22 protein-coding genes and 1 pseudogene are annotated in these 23,628 nt (G+C 62.4%); 7 read left to right on the forward strand and 16 right to left on the reverse strand.

Annotated elements, in window-relative coordinates; genetic code table 11:
• Positions 1-56 precede the first annotated feature (56 nt).
• The 3 genes from AAFO90_RS07175 to AAFO90_RS07185 all read left to right on the forward strand — a co-directional run bounded on the left by AAFO90_RS07175 (position 57) and on the right by AAFO90_RS07185 (position 2,853).
• Positions 57-1,232: an MFS transporter gene (locus AAFO90_RS07175; RefSeq protein ID WP_347508941.1), complete on the forward strand. Its 1,176-nt coding sequence runs from the start codon at positions 57-59 to the stop codon at positions 1,230-1,232.
• A gap of 95 nt (positions 1,233-1,327) precedes the next feature.
• Positions 1,328-2,350 carry an aspartate-semialdehyde dehydrogenase gene (locus AAFO90_RS07180; protein ID WP_274830360.1) on the forward strand — a complete coding sequence of 341 codons (1,023 nt, stop codon included), beginning with the start codon at positions 1,328-1,330 and terminating at the stop codon, positions 2,348-2,350.
• A 143-nt stretch (positions 2,351-2,493) separates the two neighbouring features.
• Positions 2,494-2,853, forward strand: coding sequence for an aspartate-semialdehyde dehydrogenase (locus AAFO90_RS07185; RefSeq protein WP_274830359.1), 360 nt, complete (start codon positions 2,494-2,496; stop codon positions 2,851-2,853).
• A 689-nt stretch (positions 2,854-3,542) separates the two neighbouring features.
• Here AAFO90_RS07185 and AAFO90_RS07190 read toward each other — a convergent pair.
• The 13 genes from AAFO90_RS07190 to AAFO90_RS07250 all read right to left on the reverse strand — a co-directional run bounded on the left by AAFO90_RS07190 (position 3,543) and on the right by AAFO90_RS07250 (position 16,514).
• Positions 3,543-4,613 carry a branched-chain amino acid ABC transporter permease gene (locus tag AAFO90_RS07190; protein WP_065271619.1) on the reverse strand — a complete coding sequence of 357 codons (1,071 nt, stop codon included), beginning with the start codon at positions 4,611-4,613 and terminating at the stop codon, positions 3,543-3,545.
• On the reverse strand, positions 4,610-5,641 hold the full coding sequence (locus AAFO90_RS07195; RefSeq protein WP_274868382.1) for a branched-chain amino acid ABC transporter permease: 1,032 nt from the start codon (positions 5,639-5,641) through the stop codon (positions 4,610-4,612). The genes AAFO90_RS07190 and AAFO90_RS07195 overlap by 4 nt, the downstream gene beginning before the upstream one ends.
• 58 nt (positions 5,642-5,699) lie before the next feature.
• Positions 5,700-6,422 (reverse strand): ABC transporter ATP-binding protein, encoded by a 723-nt coding sequence (locus tag AAFO90_RS07200; protein ID WP_274833291.1) that lies wholly within the window; start codon positions 6,420-6,422, stop codon positions 5,700-5,702.
• A complete protein-coding gene (locus tag AAFO90_RS07205; protein WP_065271616.1) occupies positions 6,415-7,194 on the reverse strand; it encodes an ABC transporter ATP-binding protein in 780 nt (259 codons plus the stop codon). The genes AAFO90_RS07200 and AAFO90_RS07205 overlap by 8 nt, the downstream gene beginning before the upstream one ends.
• 134 nt (positions 7,195-7,328) lie before the next feature.
• Complete coding sequence (locus AAFO90_RS07210) at positions 7,329-8,504, reverse strand: substrate-binding domain-containing protein (protein ID WP_347508943.1); 1,176 nt, start codon at positions 8,502-8,504, stop codon at positions 7,329-7,331.
• Between the two features lie 209 nt (positions 8,505-8,713).
• Entirely contained in the window at positions 8,714-9,484 is a 771-nt protein-coding gene (locus AAFO90_RS07215) for an HpcH/HpaI aldolase/citrate lyase family protein (protein WP_274835554.1), read from the reverse strand.
• A 43-nt stretch (positions 9,485-9,527) separates the two neighbouring features.
• Positions 9,528-10,328 (reverse strand): 2-oxo-hept-4-ene-1,7-dioate hydratase, encoded by an 801-nt coding sequence (gene hpaH, locus AAFO90_RS07220; RefSeq protein ID WP_347508944.1) that lies wholly within the window; start codon positions 10,326-10,328, stop codon positions 9,528-9,530.
• Positions 10,325-11,182 carry a fumarylacetoacetate hydrolase family protein gene (locus tag AAFO90_RS07225; protein WP_347508945.1) on the reverse strand — a complete coding sequence of 286 codons (858 nt, stop codon included), beginning with the start codon at positions 11,180-11,182 and terminating at the stop codon, positions 10,325-10,327. Before AAFO90_RS07225 ends, hpaH begins: the two co-directional genes overlap by 4 nt.
• A complete protein-coding gene (locus AAFO90_RS07230) occupies positions 11,182-12,606 on the reverse strand; it encodes a pyridoxal-dependent decarboxylase (RefSeq protein WP_347508946.1) in 1,425 nt (474 codons plus the stop codon). The genes AAFO90_RS07225 and AAFO90_RS07230 overlap by 1 nt, the downstream gene beginning before the upstream one ends.
• A 103-nt stretch (positions 12,607-12,709) precedes the next feature.
• Positions 12,710-13,690: a 3,4-dihydroxyphenylacetate 2,3-dioxygenase gene (hpaD, locus tag AAFO90_RS07235; protein ID WP_347508947.1), complete on the reverse strand. Its 981-nt coding sequence runs from the start codon at positions 13,688-13,690 to the stop codon at positions 12,710-12,712.
• A 25-nt stretch (positions 13,691-13,715) separates the two neighbouring features.
• On the reverse strand, positions 13,716-14,567 hold the full coding sequence (hpaD, locus tag AAFO90_RS07240) for a 3,4-dihydroxyphenylacetate 2,3-dioxygenase (RefSeq protein WP_347508948.1): 852 nt from the start codon (positions 14,565-14,567) through the stop codon (positions 13,716-13,718).
• A gap of 46 nt (positions 14,568-14,613) precedes the next feature.
• Positions 14,614-16,122, reverse strand: coding sequence for a 5-carboxymethyl-2-hydroxymuconate semialdehyde dehydrogenase (gene hpaE / locus AAFO90_RS07245; protein WP_347508949.1), 1,509 nt, complete (start codon positions 16,120-16,122; stop codon positions 14,614-14,616).
• Positions 16,122-16,514: a 5-carboxymethyl-2-hydroxymuconate isomerase gene (locus tag AAFO90_RS07250; protein ID WP_274830349.1), complete on the reverse strand. Its 393-nt coding sequence runs from the start codon at positions 16,512-16,514 to the stop codon at positions 16,122-16,124. The genes hpaE and AAFO90_RS07250 overlap by 1 nt, the downstream gene beginning before the upstream one ends.
• Before the next feature lie 119 nt (positions 16,515-16,633).
• Here AAFO90_RS07250 and hpaR point away from each other — a divergent pair, with 119 nt between their 5' ends.
• On the forward strand, positions 16,634-17,068 hold the full coding sequence (gene hpaR / locus AAFO90_RS07255; RefSeq protein WP_065271606.1) for a homoprotocatechuate degradation operon regulator HpaR: 435 nt from the start codon (positions 16,634-16,636) through the stop codon (positions 17,066-17,068).
• A gap of 27 nt (positions 17,069-17,095) precedes the next feature.
• On the opposite strand, the gene AAFO90_RS07260 is transcribed toward hpaR, so the two are convergent.
• Positions 17,096-18,352, reverse strand: coding sequence for a DUF4147 domain-containing protein (locus AAFO90_RS07260; protein ID WP_347508950.1), 1,257 nt, complete (start codon positions 18,350-18,352; stop codon positions 17,096-17,098).
• Positions 18,353-18,445: 93 nt separating this feature from the next.
• A complete protein-coding gene (locus AAFO90_RS07265) occupies positions 18,446-19,996 on the reverse strand; it encodes a sulfatase-like hydrolase/transferase (protein ID WP_347508951.1) in 1,551 nt (516 codons plus the stop codon).
• A gap of 187 nt (positions 19,997-20,183) precedes the next feature.
• Between AAFO90_RS07265 and AAFO90_RS07270 the strand changes: the two genes are divergently transcribed.
• Genes AAFO90_RS07270 through AAFO90_RS07280 form a run of 3 tightly spaced genes read left to right on the forward strand, consistent with a single transcriptional unit; the run spans position 20,184 to position 23,514 of the window.
• On the forward strand, positions 20,184-20,984 hold the full coding sequence (locus AAFO90_RS07270) for a DeoR family transcriptional regulator (protein WP_065271604.1): 801 nt from the start codon (positions 20,184-20,186) through the stop codon (positions 20,982-20,984).
• A gap of 15 nt (positions 20,985-20,999) precedes the next feature.
• Entirely contained in the window at positions 21,000-22,676 is a 1,677-nt protein-coding gene (locus AAFO90_RS07275) for a Na/Pi cotransporter family protein (protein ID WP_347508952.1), read from the forward strand.
• Positions 22,677-22,734: 58 nt separating this feature from the next.
• The gene (locus AAFO90_RS07280) at positions 22,735-23,514 is read left to right on the forward strand and encodes a DMT family transporter (RefSeq protein WP_347508953.1); all 780 of its coding nucleotides are present in this window, start codon (positions 22,735-22,737) and stop codon (positions 23,512-23,514) included.
• A 21-nt stretch (positions 23,515-23,535) separates the two neighbouring features.
• Here AAFO90_RS07280 and AAFO90_RS07285 read toward each other — a convergent pair.
• Positions 23,536-23,628 (reverse strand): annotated as a pseudogene (locus AAFO90_RS07285) (IS5/IS1182 family transposase); the annotation flags it as partial.

Consider the following 23,628-nt stretch of genomic DNA (forward strand, 5'->3'; position numbering starts at 1 on the left):
AATGCTCCTCTTGCGACGGGAATGATCCGCGCAACAGAAGCATCGGGGGGATATGAATGCAGGCGGGATTGATTCTGCTGTGCCTGGCCTATGTGCTGAGCCAGTTTTTCCGAGCTTTTCTGGCGGTTCTCACAGGGGTGCTGGACGCTGACCTTGGGGTGAAGCCGGACGATCTCGCCTTTGCGTCGGGGATGTGGTTCCTGGCCTTTGCGGCGATGCAACTGCCTGTGGGCTGGGCGCTGGATCATATCGGCCCAAGGCGCAGCGCGGCAGTTCTGCTGTTGCTGGGCGGTGGCGGCGGGGCGCTTGTGTTCGCCCTAGCAGGCGGGCCGTTTCACATTGCGGTCGCGATGTTCCTGATCGGGATCGGCTGTTCGCCAGTTCTGATGGCCTCCTATTTCATCTTTGCACAGACCTATCCGCCGGTGCGTTTCGCGACGCTGGCGGCGCTGATGCTTGGGGTTGGATCAGTTGGCAATCTGGTGGCCTCTTATCCCACGGCGCTGGCAGTAGAGCTGGTCGGCTGGCGCGCGACGCTGGTCGGGCTGGCCGCCGTTTCTGCCAGCGTGGCGGCGGGGATCTGGCTGACGGTCAAGGACCCGCCAAAGAGCCATACAGAGGTCAAAGGCTCGGTTCTCGACCTTTTGAAAATGCCGGTGCTCTGGGCAATTTTTCCTATCATGTTGGTCAGTTATGCCCCGGTCGCTGCGATCCGGGGATTGTGGATCGGTCCCTATTTTTCCGATGCCTACGGGATGGAGACCGGTCAGATCGGGCTGATCACCCTGATCATGGGTGTGGCGATGATCCTCGGCACCTTTGTCTACGGGCCATTGGACCGGATGCTGGGTACACGCAAATGGGTGATCTGGGGCGGCAGCATGGCGGTGGTTCTTGGCCTTGTGGCCCTGATTGTGCTGACCGGCGCGCCGGTCTGGGTGCCAGTCGCACTGATGGCGGGGATCGGCTTCTTCGGCGCCTCCTTCCCGGTGGTGATCGCCCATGGCCGGGCCTTCGTGCCTGCGCATCTGGTGGGGCGCGGTGTCACGCTCTTGAACTTTTTCGGCATCGGCGGCGTTGGGCTGATGCAATTTGCCAGCGGCCGCATTCACGCAGAGATGGCGCAAGGGAGCGATCCTGCTGCGCCGTACATTGCCCTGTTTGGGTTTTTCGCGGCCTCCCTGCTCCTTGGCTGTGTGATCTATCTGTTCAGCCGTGATAGCCTGGATTGATGGTGATGGTGTGATGGTGGCCCTTTAAATTCTGGCGCAATCCCTATATGACACCGCAGCCGGCCACGAGGCCGGGCAAAACTGGAGAAACTAATATGGGTTATCGCGTCGTTATCGCGGGCGCCACGGGTAACGTGGGCCGCGAAATGCTGAACATTCTGGCCGAGCGCCAGTTTCCGGTGGATGAGGTTGCCGTTCTGGCAAGCCGCAAATCCCTGGGAACCGAAGTGACATTTGGCGACAAGACCCTCACTACCCAGGATCTGGACACCTTCGATTTCACCGGCTGGGACATGGCGCTGTTCGCCATCGGCTCGGACGCGACCAAGAAGTATGCGCCCAAGGCGGCGGCTTCCGGTTGCGTGGTGATCGATAACTCCTCGTTGTACCGTTACGATCCGGACATCCCGCTGATCGTGCCCGAGGTGAATCCCGAGGCGGTGCACGGCTATTCCAAGAAAAACATCATCGCCAACCCGAACTGTTCGACCGCGCAGATGGTCGTCGCGCTGAAGCCGCTGCACGACCGCGCCAAGATCAAGCGCGTGATCGTCAGCACCTATCAGTCGGTGTCCGGTTCGGGCAAGGAAGCGATTGATGAGCTGTGGGACCAGACCAAGGCCGTCTACAATCCGACTCAGGATGTGCCGCCCAAGGTTTACCCCAAGCAGATCGCCTTTAACGTCATTCCGCATATCGACGTCTTCATGGAAGACGGATCGACCAAGGAAGAGTGGAAGATGGTCGCCGAGACCAAGAAGATCGTCGATCCCGCCATCAAGGTCACCGCGACCTGTGTGCGCGTGCCGGTCTTTGTTGGGCACTCCGAAGCGCTGAACGTCGAGTTCGAAGACCATCTGGACGAAGACGAAGCGCGCGACATCCTGCGCGAAGCGCCGGGCATCATGGTGATCGACAAGCGCGAAGACGGTGGCTACGTGACCCCGGTCGAATGTGTTGGCGACTATGCCACCTTCATCAGCCGGATCCGTCAGGACAGCACTATCGACAACGGTCTGAACCTGTGGTGCGTCAGCGACAACCTGCGCAAAGGCGCCGCGCTGAACGCCGTTCAGATCGCCGAACTCCTGGGCCGTGAGGTTCTGAAAAAGGGCTGAGTTGCAGCGCAACTTGCTCTAAAAACCAAATAAAACTGGGGCCATTTCGCAAGAAGTGGCCCCATTTGCATCCGGCAGCCGCCCCATTGTGGTCACAAACAAGACCATGCTGGTAAGGGCCAGAGAAAACGAGGAACGCTGCCATGTACTCCCATGATTTTGAACGTGAAACCGTGACGACCGGCGATGCAGCCATGGCCCAGACTGCCTGGTCCAGCGCCTGCGATCAAAGCCGCCTGGACACCGAGATGATGATCCAGCTGCGTATATCGCTGTGTCCGATTTTCGATGATGCGACCAGCTGGTCCGAGCTGCGCAGCGCCCTGCAGGCCAAGGGATTCTACATGAAGCGTGCCAAAGGCCACATGCATCTTTATGATGGTCACAGCCACGTGCAGATCTGCACCTGCAGCTTCCTCGGCTACCCTGCCGAAGAGCTGGAGCAGCGGTTCAAGAAAACCGCCCCGACCCGCGCAGTGCGCAAACTGCCGGTGCGCAACTAGCGCATTCAGAGCGGCGCCGAGAGAGAGCGGCTGTCCGGAGGGGGTGCTTCCTGTGGTGGCTGTGGTGAGAGGCGGACCGGCCCGCAACGTATCAGCCCCCAGCGCGTTGCCGCGTACCAGCAGCAACATCTATCCTTTTGGCTAGGTTAACGCAAAAATGGCCCGGCTGTTTGCCCCTTCGGGCAGATAGGCGCAGCCTCCGAAATACGGTAAGGTTTACTTATTCCCGCGGGGTCTTGAGATCCTGCACTGTCCCTGACGTCGCTGACAACCAGTCCCGTCCGGCCCGCCATCCTGCCCCCCCTTTGGCAGAGGTCGGACATTGCATCCCTACCTTGGGATTGGTGGTTGGCGGCGTTGACGGTGACGGGCTGATATTTGCGCAGTTTTTTGAACAGGGTGCCGCTCTCTCTCGGCGCCCTGTTTGTCTGTCCAGCCCCTAATGTCTCGATAGCGGTGCCTGAGTTCAGGCGGGCGAGCCGTGGGCTCCCGCCCACCATCGCCGGATCGAAGATCCGTCTCTGTTGGTTGGGCCTGGCGCCGCTTGCGCGGCGCAGGGATTTGCTGAGAGGCGCCTTGAGGGGCCATTCTGCCTCTCAAGACGCCAGATCGATTATTGGGTATGTATCCGCGTCAAGGGTGAACCGCACCTGTGGTGCGGCGGCTGCGCCGCCCTTGACCCGGGGACCCTATCCGCTGTTGCGCAAGCGGCCTACGATACCGGTCGGGAAGAAATAGACGCTGAGGATGAACAGGACGCCCAGCCACAACAGCCAGCGGTCCGCATTAAGCAGGTCCGGTAGCAGAGGCAGGGCGCTGGTCAGCTCGGACGCGGCGCCCATCAGGTTTTGCAGATAGTTCTGCGCCAGCACGAAGAGCGTTGCGCCAACGACTGCGCCATACATGGTTCCCATGCCGCCGATCACTACCATCAGCAGGATATCGATCATGATCTCCATCGACAGTGAGGTGTCCGGCCCCACGTAGCGCAGCCAGACGGCGTAGAGCGCGCCAGCGAGGGCAGCTGCTGCTGCCGAGAGGCAGGTGGCCGCTACCCGGTAGTAAACCACCTTGTAGCCGATTGCCTCGGCCCGGAAATCGTTTTCGCGGATTGCCTGCAGGACACGGCCAAAGGGTGAGTTCACCACCCGCAACAGGCCGAGGAACAGAACCAGCGCGCCAATGAAAACGAAGTAATAGGCCAGGAGCTTGCCGTTCAGTTTCACCCCGAACAGCTGGCCGTCGAAGGCTTCCTTGCCGAATTTGAAGGCCGGACCAAGTTCGCGCGGGGTCTTGAAGGTCAGCCCGTCTTCGCCGCCGGTCAGGCCCGAGAGCTGGCTTACCAGCACCGCGACAGCCGAAGCCACCGCCAGCGTGATCATGGCAAAGAAGATCGCCCGCACCCGCAGGGAGAACAGGCCGATCACCAGCGCCAGAAGCGCTGCAACGCCTGCTCCGGCGATGGCGCCGATGGCGATGGAGTCAAAGCCGCGCCCCAGATGGGTCGAGGCCAGCGCTACCCCGTAGGCGCCGATACCAAAGAACATCGTATGTGCGAAGCTGACGATACCGCCATAGCCGAGCAGCAGGTCGTAGCTGGCGACCAACACAATGAAGATGCAGATGCGTGCTGCCGTATCCACCGTGCGCACTCCGGGAAAGAGGAAGGGCGCCAGCGCCAGGCAGACAAGGATCACTCCAAGAATCAGCGCCAGCGGCACGGAGCGGGGCATATCGCCCGAAAGAAGGGTACGTATCATTTTGCTTTTACCACCGGGATCATGCCCATCGGGCGCCACATCAGGATGGTGACCATCAGGGCGATATTGGAAATCAGCGCCGCCTTGGGTTCGATGAAGGCGATGTAATTCTGCAAAAGCCCGACCAGCAGGGCGCCGATGAAACAGCCCTCGACCGAGCCAAGCCCGCCGATGATCACCACGATGAAGATCAGGATCATCGCCTGATTACCCATATGGGCGGTGACGACCTCCTGGTAGAGGCCCCACATCACGCCGCCCAGACCCGCGAGCGCGGACCCGGCGATGAAGACACCGACGAAGACCAGTCGCAGCCGATAGCCGAGGGCTTGCACCATCTCGCCATTCTCAACACCAGCGCGCACGATTAAGCCAATCTTGGTGCGCCGCAGCACCCAGCGCATCGCGAGGAACACCGCAAGGCCCACACCAACGGCGACCAGACGGTATTTCTCGATCGCGGCCCCGGCAAAGGTGATCGCGCCTTTCAGCGCCTCGGGACGCAGGATGTAGATTTCCTCGGGGCCCCAGAGCACGACGATCAGCTGTTCCACAACGATCAGCCCGCCCATGGTGACAAGGATCTGTTTCAGGTGGTGGCCATAGACCGGCTCCACGATCACCTTTTCAAAGGCCCAGCCCATGATGCCAGTGGCAATCATGGCGCCCAGCACCGCGACCAGCAGCGCCGCAAGGTTCAGGAGCAGCGAAGGCGCCTCGGTCATATGCCCAAGGAGCAGCAGCACCGAAATGCCGACAAAGGCCCCGACCGAGACAAAGGCACCATGGCCGAAATTGATCACATCCATCAGGCCAAAGACCAGCGTCAGGCCCGAAGCCATGATGAAAATCATCATCCCCATGGCGAGCCCTGACACCGTCAGTGTCAGCCAGCTGGAGGGGTTCTGGATGGCGAGGAACCCGGCGATGGCGATCAGCGGCACCAGCAGGACTGGCATATGCGGTGCGATACGGTCGCGCAGTGAAACGTCGGCCATCTTGGGGGCGTGTTCAGGTGCGGCGCTCATGGCTGGCCTCCCAATAGGTTTATCTGCTCTTCAGGGCGAATTGGCGTCAGGACAGTCATCAATGTGCCTCCAGACTGAGGCCCATCAGGCGTTCCTGCAGGGCCGCATCGGTTGCCAGCTCCTGCATTTCGCCGGACCAGATCATCCGCCCGTCGTCCATCACATTGGCACTGTCTCCCAGCGCCTTGGCGACGGCAAAGTTCTGTTCCACCAACAGCACCGAGGCGCCTTGATCTTTGAGATCCTTCAGAGCGCGTGCCATGGTCGAGATGATGGCGGGCGCCAGACCCTTGGTCGGCTCGTCGATGAGGTAAAGCTTGCGTTCCTCGACCATGGCGCGGGCAATCGACAGCATCTGTTTTTGCCCGCCCGACAGGTTCCCGGCCTCGGATTTCCAGAAGGTCTTGAGCGGCGGGAAGGCGGCAAAGATCCAGTCGAGCCGGGCCGAGTTGATCGGGCCGGAGACGGCGGCCAGCACCATGTTTTCCTCGACCGTGAGATCGGCGAAGATTCCCATGTCCTCAGGCACGAAGCCCAGCCCCATGCGGGCAATCGCCGGGGTGGGCAGTTTGGTGATATCCTCGCCATCGAACAGGATGCGGCCCTTATGGGCGCGCCAGTGGCCGATTATGGTGCGCAGGGTGGTGGTCTTACCGACCCCGTTGCGGCCCAGAAGCATGGTCACGGCAGCGCGCGGCACCTGCAGATCCACCCCTTGCAGGATGTGATATTGCGCGATGTTGGTATAGACGCCTTCGAGTTGCAGGATCGGATCAGACATCGGCCAGTACTCCTTCGAGACCGCGGCCCATATAGGCCTCCTGCACCACATCCGAGGCCATGACCTCGGCCGGGGGACCATCAGCGGCGAGGGCGCCGTTGTGCAAAACGATGATGCGGTCGGCGAGGGTGCGGATCACGTCCATCTTGTGTTCGACCAGCAAGATCGTGCGGTTCCGTTGGTCTTTCAGTTCCTCGATCAGGTCCAGCACCACCGGAGCCTCATCAACGCTCATGCCTGCGGTGGGTTCATCGAACATATAGACAGCGGGATCGAGCGCGATCAGCAGCGCGACTTCCAGTTTACGCTGATTGCCGTGGGACAGCTCTGAAACCACCTGTTCGCGCTGTTCCAGCAGGCGCACGCGCTGCAGGATCGCCTCGGCTTCGGCGGTTAGATCGCCGTGGCGCGAGACCATGGACCAGAGGTTGAAGCTGCGGCCCGATTTGGCCTGCACCACCAGACGCACGTTTTCCAGAACCGACAGGTTGGGAAACAGGTTGGTCAGCTGAAAGGCCCGGCCGATCCCGGCGCGGGTGCGGGCAGAGACCGACTGGCCGCTGATATCGCGGTCATGCAGGAAGACGCGCCCGGCGCTGGCAGGGATCTGGCCTGAAATCAGGTTGAAATAGGTCGTCTTGCCCGCGCCGTTGGGGCCGACAATCGCAGTCAGCTGACCGGGATGAAAATCGCAGGTCACCGCATCGACAGCCACGTGGCCGCCAAATCGGACCGTCAGATCACGGGTACTCAATATGGGAGAGGAAGTCATGTCAGTCTCTGGTCTGCCCGCGCCGGGGTGCCTGAAACAACGGGCCCCGGGACTGCGGAAATGGGCCATGCGATGGCCAGGCCGGACAAAGGGCGGTCCGGGGCATGGCGCCCCGGACCGCTGGTTCTGAAGGGTTACTGGTTGCGGATTGGGATCGGCAGCTCGTCGATGCTCAGCTCGCGCACCAGTTCCGGGACCGCCCATTCAACGCCGTCTTCGACCTTGATCTTGAAGTGATACATGGGCTGCAGAGCCTGGTGATCTTCGGCGCGGAACATCATGGTGCCCTTGGGGGTTTCCCATTCCATGCCTTCCATCGCGGTGATCAGCTCTTCGGTGTCGGTCGAACCGGCCTTCTTGATGGCCTCGACTGCGGCGATACCGGCGGTCATGCCACCTGCGGTGAAGAAATCCGGCGGCGCGCCAAAGCGGGCTTCGTGCTCTTTCACCAGCCAGTCGTTCACCGGGTTTTGCGGGATTTCATAGTAGTAGTAGGTGGCGCCTTCCATGCCGGGGAATTCCTTGTAGGCCTTCATCGCCGCCAGGATGTTGCCGCCCGTTGCCATTTCAATGCCGAACCGGCTGGGGGCCATGGCGTTGATCTTGCTCATTGGGTTGCCGCCACCGGCCCAGATCACGAACAGCTTCTTCTTGCCGTCCAGATCCTTCATCGCGTTGAAGATCCGCTCGGCGGCTGCAGTGAAGTCGGTGGTGTCGGTGGGCACGTATTCTTCGTGCGCAACGTCGCTGCCGACGCTTTCCAGCGCTTCCTTGAAGGCGGCGATGCCATCGCGGCCAAAGGCATAGTCCTGCGCCAGCGTGGCGATATGGGTGTCTTCACCGGCCAGTGCGATGGCGTTGGAGACCGCGTCCTGCGACGAGTTACGCCCGGTGCGGAAGATATAGCGGTTCCAGTTGGCGCCAGTGATGCTGTCGGCCACGGCGGGTTCCACGATCAGCAGCTTTTCGTATTCCTCGGCAACCGGCAGCATGGCCAATGCCACGCCCGAGCTGACCGGACCGATGGCCAGATCGACTTCGTCATCGCCGTAGGCCTCTTCCAGGAGGGCCTTGCCGTTTTCCGGCTTCAACTGGGTGTCCTTCTCGATCACGACGATCTTTTCGCCGTTGATCTCCATGGTGCCGCCGGTGGCATATTCCAGCCCCAGCATCAGCCCGTCATGGGATTGTTTGGCATAGGCCTCATAGGGGCCGGTTTTTCCGTAGATATGGGCGATCTTGATGTCTGCTGCTGCGGCCGAAGCCAAGGCAAGCGCCGACACCATACCCGCAAGAATAGCGCGTTTCATAGTTGTCCTCCCTGATGTCGCGCCGGTCTCTTTCGGGATGTTCCCTTGGTCCTGGCGCGCTCTCGCTCCTGTGATTGCAGGCTACTGGCGGAAGGTAAAACCGGTCAATTGCAGGGAAATACGTAGCAAGCCCGCAGCGGGGAAACCACTGCGGGCCTGCGAATGAAGAACCTCTGCGCCAATGGGGCTGACAGGGAGGCAATTGAGGCTTAGCGCGCCTTCCAGTCGGCGGCCAGCTTGCGGGCGTTCTGGGCCAGGATCAGCACATCCAGACCCACCGCAAGGAACTGTGCTCCCATGTCGAAATAGGCCTGTGTCGCCTCTTCGGTGACGCCAAGGATGCCGGGCGCCTTGCCTGCAGCGCGGATATGTTCCAGCGCGCCCGCGATCACCGCGCGCACTTCGGGGTGGGCGGCATTGCCCTGGTGGCCCATGTCGGTCGACAGATCTGCCGGGCCGATAAAGACGCCGTCGATGCCTTCGACCTGCAGGATATCATCCAGCGCGGCGATCCCAGCGCGGTTTTCCACCTGCACCAGCAGGCAGATCTCCTGATCTGCGGTCTGGATATACTCGCTGACCGATCCGAACCGGCTGGCCCGCGCCCCTGCTGCGCCGACACCGCGTGTGCCATGGGGCGGGTACTTGCAAGCGCGCACCAATTCCTCGGCCTGTTCGGCGCTTTCGACGATGGGCACCAGAACGGTCTGGGCGCCCGCATCCAACACCTGTTTGATGATCCAAGTTTCGCCAATCGGGACGCGCACCACCGGATGGCTGTCCGAGGCTTCAAGCGCCATCAGCTGATCCCGGATCGAGCGGATGTCGTTGGGCGCGTGTTCGCCATCCACCACCAGCCAGTCAAAGCCGCAGGTGCCCATGATCTCGGCCACGGAGGGTTCGGCAAAGCTCATCCAGCAGCCGATCTGGCGTTTGCCGTCGGCGAGGGCCTGTTTGAAGCTGTTCTTGGGTGCGGGCATGGAAAACCTCTTTGGTCAAATTGGGGCGGTCAGGTAAGGGCGGTCAGGCAAATGAAATGGCGACATGGCCGAAGGGGCCGAAATCGGCGGTGATCTCGCTGCCCGGCGGGCATTCGATGGGCCGGATGAAGGACCCCGAGAGAACGATATCCCCGGCTTCGATCTGTTGTCCATATTCCGCCATGCGGCGGGCCAACCACAGGACGGAGGTGGCGGGATCGTTCAGCACCCCGGCGCCTAGGCCGGTTTCCTCCACCGTGCCGTCGCGGGTGACGATGGCACCGACCCAGCGCAGGTCCTGGGCGTCGATGGCGTGGCGTGCCTCGCCCATTACAATGCCCGCATTGGCGGCATTGTCGCTGATGGTATCGGTGATGACGCGGGCCTGCCCGGTGTTGGGGGCGGCGCGCAGGATGCGCGTGTCGAGGATCTCCAGCGAGGGCGCCACATAGTCGGTGGCGGCAATCACGTCCTCGCGCGTGCAATCGACACCCGCGAGCGGCGCCTTCATGACAAATGCGATTTCCGCCTCGACCCGCGGCTGGATGAACCGCCCGGCGGGCACGGTGCTGCCATTGTCGAAAGCCATATCCTCCAGCAGCACGCCACTGTCGGGGGTGGTGATGTTCAGCGCCTGCTGCATGGCGCGGCTGGTGAGACCGATCTTCCAGCCGATCTTTTTCCGCCCGTTGGCCAGTTTCTGCGCTACCAGCGCCTTTTGCACCGCATAGGCATCCTCCAGCGTCATGCCGGGGTAGGCGAGGGACAGTAGCCCGCATTGCTGGCCGGTTTCTTCGGCGGTCAGCAGGCGCGCGGCGGCCTCATTGTGCTGATCCGGGGTCATGCTTCGTCCTCGACCGTATTGGTGAGCGTGCCGATGCCTTCGGCCCCGACCTTGATCTCATCGCCGGGTTTCAGGAAACGGGGCGGATCGAACCGCGCGCCTGCCCCGGTGGGGGTGCCGGTCACGATCACATCGCCGGGCACCAGCGTGGTGAAGGTGGAGATATATTCGATCTGGCGGCGGATCGGGAACAGCATCCGGCTGGTACGGTCGTCCTGGCGCAATTCGCCATTCACGTGGGTTGTGAGACGTACATCATCCAGTTGCGCGGCCGAGGTAAAGGGCACCAGCCACGGCCCCATGGCGCCGGAATTGTCCCAGTTCTTGCCTTGGGTCACGTTGAATTTCGCATGGCGCACCCAGTCGCGCAGGGTGCCCTCGTTGCAAAGGGTCAAGGCGGCGATGTGGTCATAGGCATCCTCGGCCTTGATGCGGCGGCCACCCTTGCCGATGACAATCGCGATCTCGCCTTCATAGTCCAGCTGCGGTGTTTCCGGCGGACGGATCAGCGGCTGGCCTTGCCCGCTGAAAGAGCGCGGGAAGCGGATGAACAGCGACATGTTCGGCGGCGCTTCCTGGCCGTCCTTGTATTCGGCATTGCGGTCAGGGAAGTTCACTCCGACGCAAATGATTTTTTCGGGGTTGGGCACCGGAATCTGGTAGGTGAATGTGCCATTCGGGTGGGTCACCGGGTGACCTTTGGCAGCCACTGCCAGATCGTGCAGCCCATCCGCTGCGATCACATCGCGCAGGGTCGGCCAATGGGCAAAGCCGGGCGACAGGGCGGCCATGCCCTCGTCCGTGACGGCGCCGTAATAAGTCTCGCCATTGGCGCTATAGGTGGCAAATCGCATCAATCGGCTCCTTCTGTCAGGCTGGCGGCGATTTCGGTGATGACATCATGGGCCATCATCACGTCGCCTTCCGTGGTTTCGAACTGCCCCGCTTGGAAGCGGATCACCAGATCGCCATCGACGCGGGTCTGCGTCAGGTAAATCCGCCCGTCATCATTGATGGCGTTGACCAGTGCAAGGTTCAGCGCGTCCAGATCCTTGGCGCCTTTGGGCGCATAGCGGAAGGTCCAGAGCGACCACATGGGCGGGGTCACGATCTCGAAATCCGGCGTCGCGGCGAGCTTGTCATGCAGCTGGACCGACCAGTTCACGTGGTTGCGCAGGCGGGTACGCAGCCCTTCAAGACCATAAGTGCGAATGAGGAACCAGATCTTCAGCGCCCGGAAGCGGCGGCCCAGTGGTACCGACCATTCGGAATAGTTGATGATGCCGTCCTTGCCGTGGGTCTTCAGATACTCGGGGCTGATTGCCAGCGTCTGCACCAGATCGTCGGGGTTCTTCAGGAAATGGGCCGAGCAATCGAACTGCGCCCCGAGCCATTTGTGCGGGTTGAAGACGATGCTATCGGCGCGATCAATGCCGGGCCAGTAGTGGCGGTACTCGGGGCAGATCATCGCGGATCCCGCCCAGGCCGCATCCACATGGGTATATAGGCCGTATTTCTCGGCCACATCCATTACCTTGTCGACGGGATCGGTGGCGCCGGTGCCGGTGCCGCCGACGCAGAGGATCACCCCTGCCGGCTGCAATCCTGCGGCGATGTCGGCCTTGATCGCCGCCTCCAGCGCTGCGGGATCCATACCGCGCCAATCACCCTTGATCGGCACCCGCACTAGGTTCTGCTGGCCAATGCCCGCGACCCAGATCGCGCGGTCGATCGAGGTATGCACTTCGGAAGAGCAATAGACACGCAGGGGTTTCTGGTTGAACAGGCCCTCTTCGTTGCCTTTCCAGTTCAGCGCCTTTTCCCGCATGGTCAGCACCGCCGCCAGCGTGGCCGAAGAGGCGCTGTCCTGAATGACACCTTGATATGGCTCCGGCAGGTCCAGCGCCTGACGCAGCCAATCCATCATCCGGGTTTCCATCTCGGTCGCCGCCGGAGAGGTCTGCCAGAGCATGCATTGCGGTGCGATGGCCGAGACCAAGAATTCCGCCAGTACCGAGGGCGCCGCGGCATTCGAGGTGAAATAGGCAAAGAAGCGCGGGTGTTGCCAATGGGTGATGCCGGGCATCACGATCTCTTCGAAATCGGCAAAGATCTTTTCCATGCCGATCCCAGCCTCGGGCGGGTGGCTGGGCAGAGCGTTCAGCACTTCGCCCGGCTCGGTGCGGGCGCGCACGGGTTTCTCGCCCACGGTCAGGTGGTAATCCTGTGCCCAGTCGGCGACCTTGCGGCCCCAGTCTGAGAATTCATCCCATTTCATAAGTTCAGCTCCAATGTACGGGCCTTGGCCCGGACAGCGCCTGACCTTCCCCTGGGAAGGCGCTTCTCGCCTCCCCAAGGTCAGACGCTGTCCTGATGTTGTGCTACGGTGCAATGATCGGCTGCGCGGTCAGGGCGCTGGGCTGTGGCTCTACCCCTTCAAAACTTGACCCTTCCTCGAACCAGCTGCGCGGCGCTGGCGCCCCCCAAAGGGTCTGGCGCTGCGGATCCGTGAGCGACCATTTGATCGGTTCAAGGTCGGGATCGCAAGTCTGGTAATCAGAGCAATAGATCTCGATCCGGTGCCCGTCCGGGTCGCGCACATACAGGAAGAACGCATTGGAGATCCCGTGCCGTCCGGGGCCACGCTCGATATTGTCCACGTAACCGGTGGTCGCCATCAGGTCGAGTAGGTCGATGATGGCCAGCGGGTTCGGCACCCAGAAGGCGGTGTGGTGCAGGCGCGGCCCGAGACCATTGGTAAAGGCCACGTCATGCACGCCGCCCTTGCGGTGCATCCAGGCGGCCCAGACTTTGCCGCTGTCGTCATCTTCGGTGTATTCGGTGACGCGGAAACCGATCTCGTTATAGAAGGCGACGCTGGCATCCACATCGGCCGAGAACATGTTGAAATGGTCGATGCGGAGCGGTTTTACCCCATTATAGAGCCTGTATTTCTGGTGGATCGGCTCCAGCCGGTCCATCTTGACGTAGAACTCCAGCGGAATGCCCCAGGGATCGCGGGTGCGCAATGTGCGGCCCATATGCGGGCGCTCCACCCAGTCGACCGGCAGCCCCTTGGCGGCGAAGAAATCCGCAGCCTTGTCCAGATCCGGCTCGTCAAACAGCTTGAACCCCAGAACCGCCACCGACGGCGTGTCGGCCTGCACCAGAACGATACAGTGATGACCGCGTTCCTCCATCGCGCGCAGATAGATGCGGTTTTCGTCCTCATGCGTCACCTGAAGGCCCAGCGTGTCCACGTAAAAGGCGCGGCTGGCGGCAAGGTCCGTCACCGCATATTCCACATGGCTGAGGCGGACGATGTTGAAGGGCGGGTATAGAACGGGGGCGGGAACGGGCATCTGTGCCTCCTTGTTGATCCGGCGTTCAGACCGGGAAAATCACGTTTGTCTGGCCGGTGCCGGAGCTGGGGAAATAGGGCGTCACCACCTCGCATTTGCCATCATAGGCATCCCATCCCAGCGCGCCATAGAGCATCGCCGTGTCATGCATCGAGCCTTCGCCGCAGCAGAATTGCGCATATTCGCTGAGCATTTTCAGGAAGGTCGCGTGATCGCCGTTCTTCCACATCTCCAGCACATGCAGGTCCATCTGGCGGTTGAACTCCGAACTGATGGTGAAGGTGCCATTGTTGGCGGCGTAGTCCTTGTTGGCCCAGATCTTGTGGGACAAGGAGCCGGAGGCAACCAGCAGCACCTTGCTGTTTGAGGCTTCAACGGCAGCGCGGATGGCTTCGCCCACGATACGGCTTTCGTCATGGCCATGAACCGTGGCCCAGGCCGCGACAGAGACGACCTTCATGTCGTGCTCGCGGCTCATGAACCGCATCGGGACAAGCGTGCCGTATTCCAGTTCCAGACTGTCTAGATGATGCGCCAGCGTATAGGCGCCCCGGTCCGAGGCTTCTTTCGCGATGGCATCACCCAGCTCCGGGTTGCCGTCATAGCCGTAAGGCAGATCCTGAATGAACTGCGGGAACTCGTTTGAGGTGAACAGCCCCTCGAAACGTGCGTTGGCGTTTATGTGAAAGCCCGCGTTGATCACCCAATGGGTGTCGCAGATCACCACCGTATCAGCGCCAAGCGCCTTGGCCCGGCGGGCGATCTCACGGTGCCCGTCGATGGCGGGCTGGCGGGTGCCTTTGATGGGGCCCTCCTGCTCGGACATGAGCATGGTGGGCACGTGGGTCATCTTGGCGGCAAGAACGATCTCTCCCATGGGTCTCTCTCCTCCCGAAAGGTTGCGCGCGTTTCCGAAAGGGTGATCAGGCGCCCAGACGCGCGATCTTGTGCTGGCCGGTGGCGAAACCGATATGTTTCTGTTCCATGTAGAACTCAAAGCTCCAGTCGCCGCCGTCGCGGCCGATGCCGGAGGCCTTGACCCCGCCAAAGGGGGTGGGCAGGTGGCGCACGTTTTCGCTGTTCACCCAGATCATCCCAGCTTCAAGCCGGTCGGTAAAACGCATCGCGCGCGTCAGATCGTTGGTCCAGACATAGCCGGTCAGCCCGTAGGGCGTGTCATTGGCGATCTCGAGCGCCTCTTCCTCGGTGTTGAAGGGGATTGAGGTCAGCACCGGGCCAAAGATCTCCTCGCGCGCGATGCGCATCTGGTTGTCGGCGCCGGTGAACAGTGTGGGGCGTACGAAATAGCCCTCGTCACCCACCGTCTCACCACCGGCGGCGACGGTTGCGCCATCTGCGCGAGCGATGTCGAAATAGGAGGTCACCTTGTCGAAATGCTCCTTGCTGATCAGCGGGCCGATTTCGGTTGTGGGATCGAGCGGATGGCCGACCTTGATGCGATTGACGCGCTCCACCAGCTTGGCCTCGAATTCGGCGCGGATGCTGTCCTGCACCAGAAGGCGCGAGGAAGAGGTGCAGCGTTCGCCGTTGATCGAATAGATCATGAAGATCACCGCATCCAGCGCGCGGTCCAGATCGGCGTCGTCAAAGACAATGACCGGGTTCTTGCCGCCCAGCTCCAGATGCACCCGCTTCAGCGTGTCGGCACCCTGTTTGGTGATGAGGCTCCCGGTGCGGCTTTCGCCAACAAAGGCGATGGCCTTGATGTCGGGATGTTCGGTCAGGCGCTTGCCGGCGTCTTCGCCATAGCCATTGACGGTGTTGAGGACACCCGGCGGCAGGCCTGCCTCCTCGGCTATCTCGACCAGAAGGCGCGCGGTGAGCGGCGAATCCTCGGCCGGTTTGTGGACCACGGTGCAGCCCGCCGCCAAGGCAGGCGCGATCTTCCAGGTGGACAGCATGAAGGGCGTGTTCCATGGCGTGATCACCCCGACCGGGCCGATCGGCACACGGGTGGTGATATTCATCAGGGTCGGTGATTTCAGGTGCTGGCCATCGCGGGCCTGCACCACCTGATCGGCGAAATAGCGGAAATTCTCAGCCCCGCGCAGGGCGGCCTTGGACATGAACCGCAGGGCCTGGCCGGTGTCCCAGCATTCGCAGAGCGCAATTTCCTCGGCGCGGGCCTCGATTGCATCGGCAATGCGCAAGAGGATCTTGCGCCGCTCGGTGGCGGGCGTGTCGCGCCAGGTGGGGAAAGCCGCCTTGGCAGCGGCAGCGGCTTGATCAACGTCTGCCTCAGAGCCGCGCGCCACATCGCAGATCACGCTCTTGTCCACCGGAGAGGTCGACTGGAACACACCGCCGGATCCGGTCACGTCCTGCCCGGCGATGCGGTTCTGGATGCCGGTGTCCTTGAATCGCGCCAGATAGCCACTGAGTTTCTCGATATTACTGGCCAGATCGCTCATCACTGCTCTGCCTTCTTCATATGATCGCGGATGGTGCCGCATTTGGGGGAAAGATCGGGGTCGATGTCGCGCATCTCGAACGACAGCGCGAGGGAGTGGGCCTGCATCGCGGGCTCCAGATAGTGCCGTGCAGCCTCGAAGATTTCAGCCGTGGCACGCTTGCGGGTTTCCAGATCGCGGCCGCCGCGCAGGCGGACTGCAATGTCCACATACCCGTGCTGCGGATCGCCATCGGCAATCGAGACATGGGTCGCGGCAAAGGCGCGCACCCGGATCCCGGCCAGGGGCAGCACGCCGGTGTCCGCCGCCGCAAGGCGCAGCCGGTTGCACAGACCGGCAATATCCGCATAGCCTGCGACATTCGGGGAATAGTCCACCGTGATATGGGGCATTGATCCGTGCTCCTCCCTAGATCATTAACATGTGTAACAAAATCCGCGCCGGTGGTCAACTGTGCGGGATATCGTCCATTCCAATTGCGTTTTGCCTGATTTTGAGGTGATAAACGCACATGACAAAAGCACTGCCATCCACCGACCGTTCGCTGCCGATTGCCTTGTTGCGGGCGCGTGAGCGGGTCATGGGCCCGATTCGAGCGCTCCTGAGCGACGTGAACCTCACTGAACAGCAGTGGCGGGTGCTGCGCGTGGTGCAGGAAAGCGGGCCTACAGACCCGACCCAGATTTCGGAAGAGGCCTGCCTGCTGCTGCCTAGCCTGACCCGCATTCTGCAAAAGCTTGAGGAAAAACAGCTGATCAGCCGCAGCCGCGACGAGAGCGACCGGCGCCGTCAGGTGATCACGATCACCGCAGCAGGAGAGCAGATCATCGATGACAATATCGGTGCCAGCATGGAACTGGCCGCCCGGACCCGGAACAAAATGGGTGAGGAGCGTTATGAGGCACTGCTCGACCTGCTGAACGATCTGGACAAGATCGACCTCTAGGGCGTCGTTAGGCCTTTGGGCCGAGGCTTAATCGGGCAGGCGCAGGAAGACCTGGACATCGGCGACATTGGTGCCGGTGCCGCCGGTCATCAGCAATGCATCTGCGGATTTGAGCGCGGCGTAGCTGTCGTTATTGGCCAGAAGCGCCTCGGGGTCCTGCCCGGCGTCCCGGATGGCCTGCCAAGTGCCGGGGCCGACAAGGCCGCCTGCTGCATCGGTCGGTCCATCGCGCCCATCGGTGCCGCCCGAGAGGAACAGCCAGTTGCCAGTGAGCTGCGCGGCGCCCAACTGCGCCACCCGCAGCGCGAGTTCTTGGTTGCGCCCGCCCAAGCCGTCACCGGCCAGCCGCACTGTGGTTTCCCCGCCAAAGATCAGCGCGACGGGCAGGTCAGTTGCGGCGTTGCGCGCGGCCGCGATCACGGTTTCGGCGGCTTCTGCCACGTCTCCGGTGAGGTGATCGCTGACGATCTCTGCCTGCCATCCCTCTGCCGCCTGTCTCATGGCAGCTAGGCTATGCTGGTTCGATCCGATCAGGATATTCTCAGCCTCTGGCAGGTTGGCAGGCGTTTCGGGAGCAGACAGATGCGCCTGTACCGCTGCTGGGCAATCCGTCCAGATGCCCGCCCGTTCCAGCACCGCGCGAGCGTCGCTCCGGGTGCCGATGGGGGAGACAGTCGGACCGGATGCAATGGCGCGCAGATCATCGCCAATGACATCCGACAGTAAGTAGGCCGTGACCAAGGCCGGGGACGCATGGCGCAATAGCCCGCCGCCCTTCAGGTCTGACAGCTGCTGGCGGACCAGGTTCATCTCGTTGATCTCAAGCCCCGAGGCAAGCAGCAGACGCCCGACCTCTGCCTTGTCCGCGAGGGTCAGACCCGGTGCAGGCGCCACCATCAGGGCGGAACCGCCGCCCGACATGAGGGCAATCACCCGATCCTGTGGGGTGGTGCCTGCAAGAAAGTCGATCACCGAGCGACCCGCTGCGGCGCTGGCCTCATCCGGGACGGGATGGCTGCCCGTCAGCACGCGCGCCCCGGGCAGATCGCAGATGTTTTCCGGGTTGGTCACCACAAGCGCCGCCCGGGGCTGCGGAATATGCTCCAGCGCCTCGCGCATCATCGGGATAGCGGCCTTGCCCACGGCGAGGATCAGGGTGCGCCCGCCCTCGGGGCAGGGCGGCAGCGGATGCGCGGTAATCTGACGGCGTAGGGCAAGCGCTGGATCGGCGCGTTCCACGGCGGCAGAGAACAGTTCCAGGGCGGTGTCACGCAGGTCGGTCATGGGCATCATCCCTGTCAGATCGCGGCATCCGGGCGGCACCGGGATGTTATCGCTGAATTCGCAAAATCTTCTGCCCGATAGATGCGGGCAGCGTCAACCGCCGGGGCGCTGGCGCCGGTGCGCGCGCGGCCCGTCGGTGGTGATCTCGTGCAGCGATAGCGTGTGGTCGGCGTTTCTCATCCGGTGGCGCAGCATGGTGCGGGTCAGCCGCGCCAGATCTGCCTGCAGGGCGGGATCCCCGGCGACATTTTCCATTTCCCCTGCGCCCTGGTGATCAAACAGGATGGGCGGCAGGTCGGCTGCGAACTCGACCAGCGTGAACCGCTCATCGCGCAGGATCGCGAGAGAGGCCTCCGATGGCCGGATGCCAAAGGCGCCTGCGCCGGTGGTGGCGGGGTCTGCGAAGTCCAGCTCGGAATAGGAGTAACGGCGCCAGTCCGTGGGTGCCTCACCCCGCAGCAGCGGCAACAGGGAGGTGCCGTCCATCGCATTCGGGATCTCCTGTCCGACCCAGTCCAGAATGGTGGGGGTCAGGTCGATCGACTCGGTGATCTCCTGCACCCTGCTCCCAGCGCGCGCCCCATTGCCCGGTAGGCGCACGATCAGCGGCGTCTGGTAGGCTGCGTCATAGACCGAGAACTTGCCCCAACTGTGGTGGTCGCCCAGCATCTCGCCATGATCGGCGCTGATGATGACGAGGGTGTTGTCCTCCTGGCCGCTGTCCTTCAGGAACTGCAGGACCCGTCCGATATGGGCGTCCACCTCGCTTGCCAGCCCCAGATAGATTGCGCGCAGGCTCTGCACCACCTCATCATCGGCGGTCAGATCGGGAAAGCCCAGCACGGTGGAGGCGGGCGTCACCGCGTCGATGGCCGGGCCGAAAAACGGATGCAGGGCGCGCTCGGCCGCCGCATCGGCCAGCCGGTCGGGCAGGGGCAGCGCGGCAGGGTCGTACATATCGTTATAGGGCGCAGGCGCCACCAGAGGTGGGTGCGGACGGATATAGGTCAGATGCGCGAACCAGCTTTGATCGCCATAGGCGGGCATGGTGGCCAGAAACCGGTCGGTCAGAAAGGCAGTGTCGCTGTCTTCGGCCCGGTAGGGGGCCGGATCGTTGAGGCGGGGCGCACCACCAGTGGGCGAGACGGGTTTGTAGAGATCCCAGTAGTCGTCAAAGGTGTAGCCCCTGTTCATCAGGTGGGAGCGCCACGGGTAGGACATTTCGAGCCGCATCTCCAACATCTCGTGGAAATCGGCCATGTGGTATTCATAGGTCTGTACCGCCGGGTCGTTCGGGTGATGCACCCGAGGATCGCGGGAGGTGTCGGTATAGCCGAACAGCATCGGCAGATAGCCTGTCTTGCGCATTTCTCCGGCCAGCGTAGGCGCATCGTGGCGCAGCGGCGTGCCATTGCGGACCGAGCGGTGGTTCATCGCGTATTGCCCGGTCAGGATCGAGGCGCGCGAAGGGCCGCAGGGGTTCACCACCGTGTAATTGCGCTCGAAGGTGACGGCGCTTTCCATGAAGGCGCGCAGGTTCGGCAGTTCTACATGCTCGGCCAGGGCGCCGGTCAGGCAATCGGCCCGCAGCTGGTCGATAAGGATGAACAGAACATTCTTCCGGGGTTGATCCGGTTGGGCCATGGCGCGTCTCTTTTCAGGCTGTCTTTTGCCAGATAATCCTGCCCTTCGGGGTTTGGAAAGTCTTTTCTGCACCACACAATTCTGTGACTGTTGACCGGTATTTGTGGATTTGTGTGGATTTAACTTGTGGTTTTGGCCATTTTGAGGTCTAAAACGCGCTCCATCTTGGGTATTGAGGCCGACCAGCATGCCGACTGCTCCGACTTTATCACGCCGCGAAGCCGAACTGATGGACGCCCTGCGCCATCTGGGCGGATCGGGGCGTAACGCTGAACTGGCGCGGGTGCTGGATGTGTCGGAAGAAACCGTGCGTCGCACGATCAAGGCGCTGGCCAAGGCGGGGTTGATCGGACGGGTGCATGGCGGGGCGCATCTGACAGGCGCGCAGGCAGGCGCCAGTTTTTTTCGCCGCATCGGTGAAAATCCGGAGGAAAAGCTCCGCATCGCCGAGGCCGCGGCTGCGGAGATCGGTGATGGCATGACGGTGTTTCTGGATGTCGGATCCACCACTGCCTTCGTGGCGGAGGCGTTGCGGCAGAAGGTGGGGTTGACGGTGGTGACCAATTCCATCGGCGTGGCGCAGGTCCTGTCGAACCACAATGGCAACCGGGTGCATGTTCTGGGCGGCGAAATGCAGGGCGATGAACGGGGAACCTTCGGACCGGTGACAGAGCAGCAGGCCGGTCGGTTCGCGTTCGATGTGGCGGTTCTGTCGGCGGATGCGCTGTCGGCCAAACACGGAGTTCTGTACCAGAACGCTCCCGAGGCACGGCTGGTTCAGGTGGCCGCAGAGGGTGCTGAACGGGTGATCGTGGTGCTGGCGCATCCCAAATTCGGCAAGACGGCCCCCCATCGCGGCCCGGCGCCGGAGGAACTGGACCTTCTCGTGACCGACCTGCCGCCGGGGAAGAAATTGACAAAGGCGCTGGCGGACTGGGGGATCAGCGCCGTCATCGCTGAGCAGGCAGATAATGAAAAAGAAGACTGAGGTACGAAGACAGACATGGCGATACTGACCTTTCTGATCAGCCTGGCCGGGGCGACGATGCTGCTGTTGTTTGCCGTGCGCATGGTGCGCACCGGTATCGAGCGCAGCTATGGCGCTTCTTTTCAGCGGCTGCTGACCGGCGCCGACAGTCAGGTGCAGGCCGGGCTGTCCGGGATCGGTTTGGCGCTGGTGCTGCAAAGCTCGGCTGCGGTGGCGCTCCTCGTGACGGGATTTGCCGCCAGTGGTTATCTCGCCTTTCCGGCGGGTCTGGCCATCGTGCTGGGCGGCGATCTCGGTTCGGCGGTGATCATTCAGATCCTGTCGTTCCGGCTGGATTGGCTGGTGCCGGTGCTGCTGGCCATCGGCGGCTATCTGTTCGTGAAGACCGAAGCCAAGAAACCCCGCCAGTTGGGGCGGATCCTGCTGGGGGTTGCCTTTATCTTGATCTCTCTGCGTTTCCTGCGCGAGGCGATGGACCCGATCCGCGACAGCGCCTTTCTGCCCGCCATCGCGGGCTATCTGGCGCGCGACTACATCACTGCCTTCCTTGTGGGTGGGGCGCTGGCATTCGTGATGCATTCTTCGGTCGCGGCCATCCTGATGTGCGTCACGCTGGTACAGATCGGAGCGCTGCCCTTTGCTGCCGGTCTGTCGCTGGTGCTGGGGGCGAACTTCGGCTCGGCCTTCATTCCGATCTGGCTGAGCCGGGGCATGGCGATCAAGGCCCGGCGGATCCCCTTTGCCAATCTCGGGCTGCGCGGCAGCTGGGCGGTGATCTGCCTTGTGGCCGCCAACGAAGCCCTGCGCGAGGGGATGTTGGGCGATCTGCAGGGCGGGCAGACGCTGGTATATGCGCATCTCGCCTTCAACGCATCACTCCTCTGCGTGGCCTTGCCGCTGTGCCGTCCCATGCAGGGCTTGATGATCCGGCTGCTGCCCGAACCTGCCGCGCCCGAGGACGTGGTGCCGGGCCGTCCGGTCAGCGCCTTGGTGCCGGGCGATTATGCTTCCCCGGCACAGGCGGTGGCCGACCTCAAGCGCGAGTTGCTGCGCATGTCTGGCCTGATCGAAGCGATGTTCCGCCCGCTGCCCGACCTGTATCGCAGTGGTGACGCTGCGCAGATCAAGGCGGTTCAGGCGCTCGATCATGAGGTCAACGCCTGCCTGTCCGGGATCCGCTCCTATGTGGCGGGCATCCCCGAGGACAGCTTTGACCGGGCCGAGCTGAAAACCGCACGGGAGATGGTCGAATACGCGATCCGTCTGGAAACAGCCGGGGATGTTGCTGCCGCGCGGCTGGCAGCGCTGGCCGGGGATCTGAACCGTAAGGGCCTACGGTTCTCCAGCGACGGTTGGAGCGAAATCACCCGCATGCACGAAGCCATCATGGCCAATCTGCGGCTGGCTTCGAACGTGCTGATCTCGGACGATCTGGAAAGCGCGCGGCTGCTCAACCTGGAAAAGACCGAGGTCAAGCGGATGGAGCGCGACAGCCGCAAACGGCACCTGAAGCGCCTGCAACGCGGAGTGGCGGACAGTTTTGAATCCTCGGACATCCATCTGGAGACGCTGCGGGCGCTGCGGGAGTTCAACAGTCATATCGCGGCGGTGTCCTATCCGGTGCTTTATCGCAACGGGCAGCTGCTGGAGACGCGTCTGATCGAGGACATGACACCGGAACCGGCGGGCTGACCGTGATCGCCGCCGGAAATGCCCTGAACTCTCCTGTCATGAAAGGTGCCCTGCGGCCGTGACCCTATTCGTCGTATCGATCATCCTGTCTGCCGCCATGCTGCACGCGGTCTGGAACGCAATTGTAAAAACCGCCGCCGACCGCACCACAATGCTCGGGCTGGTGGCGCTGGGCCATGTGATCCCCGGCGCGGCGATGGTGGTGCTCCTGCCCTTGCCCGCGCCGGAAAGCATGCCCTACGTGCTGGCCTCCACGCTGATACATTTTGGCTATTTCTACATGCTTGGGCGGGCCTATGCCCATGGCGATCTGAGCGTCGTCTATCCCATCGCCCGGGGCATTGTTCCGGCGCTGGTGGCGCTTTGGGCGATGATTTTTGCTGGGGAGGTGCTGCCGCTGCAGGCCTGGGGCGGTATTGCGCTGATCGCCCTGGGCATCCAGCTCAGCAGCTGGCAGGCGCTGCGCTCGGGTGTCGAAAGCGGCGTGGGGAGGGCAGCGCTTGGCTATGCCGTTGGTACCGGGTTTTGCATTTCGGCCTATTCGCTGACCGATGGTCTGGGGGTGCGCCTGTCTGGCAATACGCTCAGCTACTGGGCCTGGGGCGCCTTTCTGCATCTCTTCGTTGCCGGTTTCATCGGGCTGCGCAAGCGGAACACTCTGGCAGCCCTGCGCCCGCGCACCTGGATCATCGGGATCGGCGGCGGTCTGGTGTCGATGACAGCCTATGGTCTGGTTCTTTATGCCAAGAATTTCGCCCCCCTCGGGGCGGTCTCGGCGCTGCGTGAAACCTCGGTCATCTTTGCCGCGCTGATCGGATTCGTTTTCCTGAGAGTCTGATTCAAAACTTTTCGAGTGAATTCATTGTCTTGCGAGCATCCGCGTGACGCGGCGGATGTGTGCGATTGTGACCCAAGCTGCCGCGCTGGCGATGGATTTTTCCCAATCCTTCGA

Source organism: Phaeobacter sp. CAU 1743, assembly GCF_039839315.1.
GTDB lineage: Bacteria > Pseudomonadota > Alphaproteobacteria > Rhodobacterales > Rhodobacteraceae > Phycobacter > Phycobacter gallaeciensis_A.

Bases quoted from the DNA above. Each gene is read 5' to 3' on its own strand.
- AAFO90_RS07175 (WP_347508941.1), top strand. From the start codon at position 57: ATGCAGGCGGGATTGATTCTGCTGTGCCTGGCCTATGTGCTGAGCCAG.
- AAFO90_RS07180 (WP_274830360.1), top strand. From the start codon at position 1,328: ATGGGTTATCGCGTCGTTATCGCGGGCGCCACGGGTAACGTGGGCCGC.
- AAFO90_RS07185 (WP_274830359.1), top strand. From the start codon at position 2,494: ATGTACTCCCATGATTTTGAACGTGAAACCGTGACGACCGGCGATGCA.
- AAFO90_RS07190 (WP_065271619.1), bottom strand. From the start codon at position 4,613: ATGATACGTACCCTTCTTTCGGGCGATATGCCCCGCTCCGTGCCGCTG.
- AAFO90_RS07195 (WP_274868382.1), bottom strand. From the start codon at position 5,641: ATGAGCGCCGCACCTGAACACGCCCCCAAGATGGCCGACGTTTCACTG.
- AAFO90_RS07200 (WP_274833291.1), bottom strand. From the start codon at position 6,422: ATGTCTGATCCGATCCTGCAACTCGAAGGCGTCTATACCAACATCGCG.
- AAFO90_RS07205 (WP_065271616.1), bottom strand. From the start codon at position 7,194: ATGACTTCCTCTCCCATATTGAGTACCCGTGATCTGACGGTCCGATTT.
- AAFO90_RS07210 (WP_347508943.1), bottom strand. From the start codon at position 8,504: ATGAAACGCGCTATTCTTGCGGGTATGGTGTCGGCGCTTGCCTTGGCT.
- AAFO90_RS07215 (WP_274835554.1), bottom strand. From the start codon at position 9,484: ATGCCCGCACCCAAGAACAGCTTCAAACAGGCCCTCGCCGACGGCAAA.
- hpaH (WP_347508944.1), bottom strand. From the start codon at position 10,328: ATGACCCCGGATCAGCACAATGAGGCCGCCGCGCGCCTGCTGACCGCC.
- AAFO90_RS07225 (WP_347508945.1), bottom strand. From the start codon at position 11,182: ATGCGATTTGCCACCTATAGCGCCAATGGCGAGACTTATTACGGCGCC.
- AAFO90_RS07230 (WP_347508946.1), bottom strand. From the start codon at position 12,606: ATGAAATGGGATGAATTCTCAGACTGGGGCCGCAAGGTCGCCGACTGG.
- hpaD (WP_347508947.1), bottom strand. From the start codon at position 13,690: ATGCCCGTTCCCGCCCCCGTTCTATACCCGCCCTTCAACATCGTCCGC.
- hpaD (WP_347508948.1), bottom strand. From the start codon at position 14,567: ATGGGAGAGATCGTTCTTGCCGCCAAGATGACCCACGTGCCCACCATG.
- hpaE (WP_347508949.1), bottom strand. From the start codon at position 16,122: ATGAGCGATCTGGCCAGTAATATCGAGAAACTCAGTGGCTATCTGGCG.
- AAFO90_RS07250 (WP_274830349.1), bottom strand. From the start codon at position 16,514: ATGCCCCATATCACGGTGGACTATTCCCCGAATGTCGCAGGCTATGCG.
- hpaR (WP_065271606.1), top strand. From the start codon at position 16,634: ATGACAAAAGCACTGCCATCCACCGACCGTTCGCTGCCGATTGCCTTG.
- AAFO90_RS07260 (WP_347508950.1), bottom strand. From the start codon at position 18,352: ATGACCGACCTGCGTGACACCGCCCTGGAACTGTTCTCTGCCGCCGTG.
- AAFO90_RS07265 (WP_347508951.1), bottom strand. From the start codon at position 19,996: ATGGCCCAACCGGATCAACCCCGGAAGAATGTTCTGTTCATCCTTATC.
- AAFO90_RS07270 (WP_065271604.1), top strand. From the start codon at position 20,184: ATGCCGACTGCTCCGACTTTATCACGCCGCGAAGCCGAACTGATGGAC.
- AAFO90_RS07275 (WP_347508952.1), top strand. From the start codon at position 21,000: ATGGCGATACTGACCTTTCTGATCAGCCTGGCCGGGGCGACGATGCTG.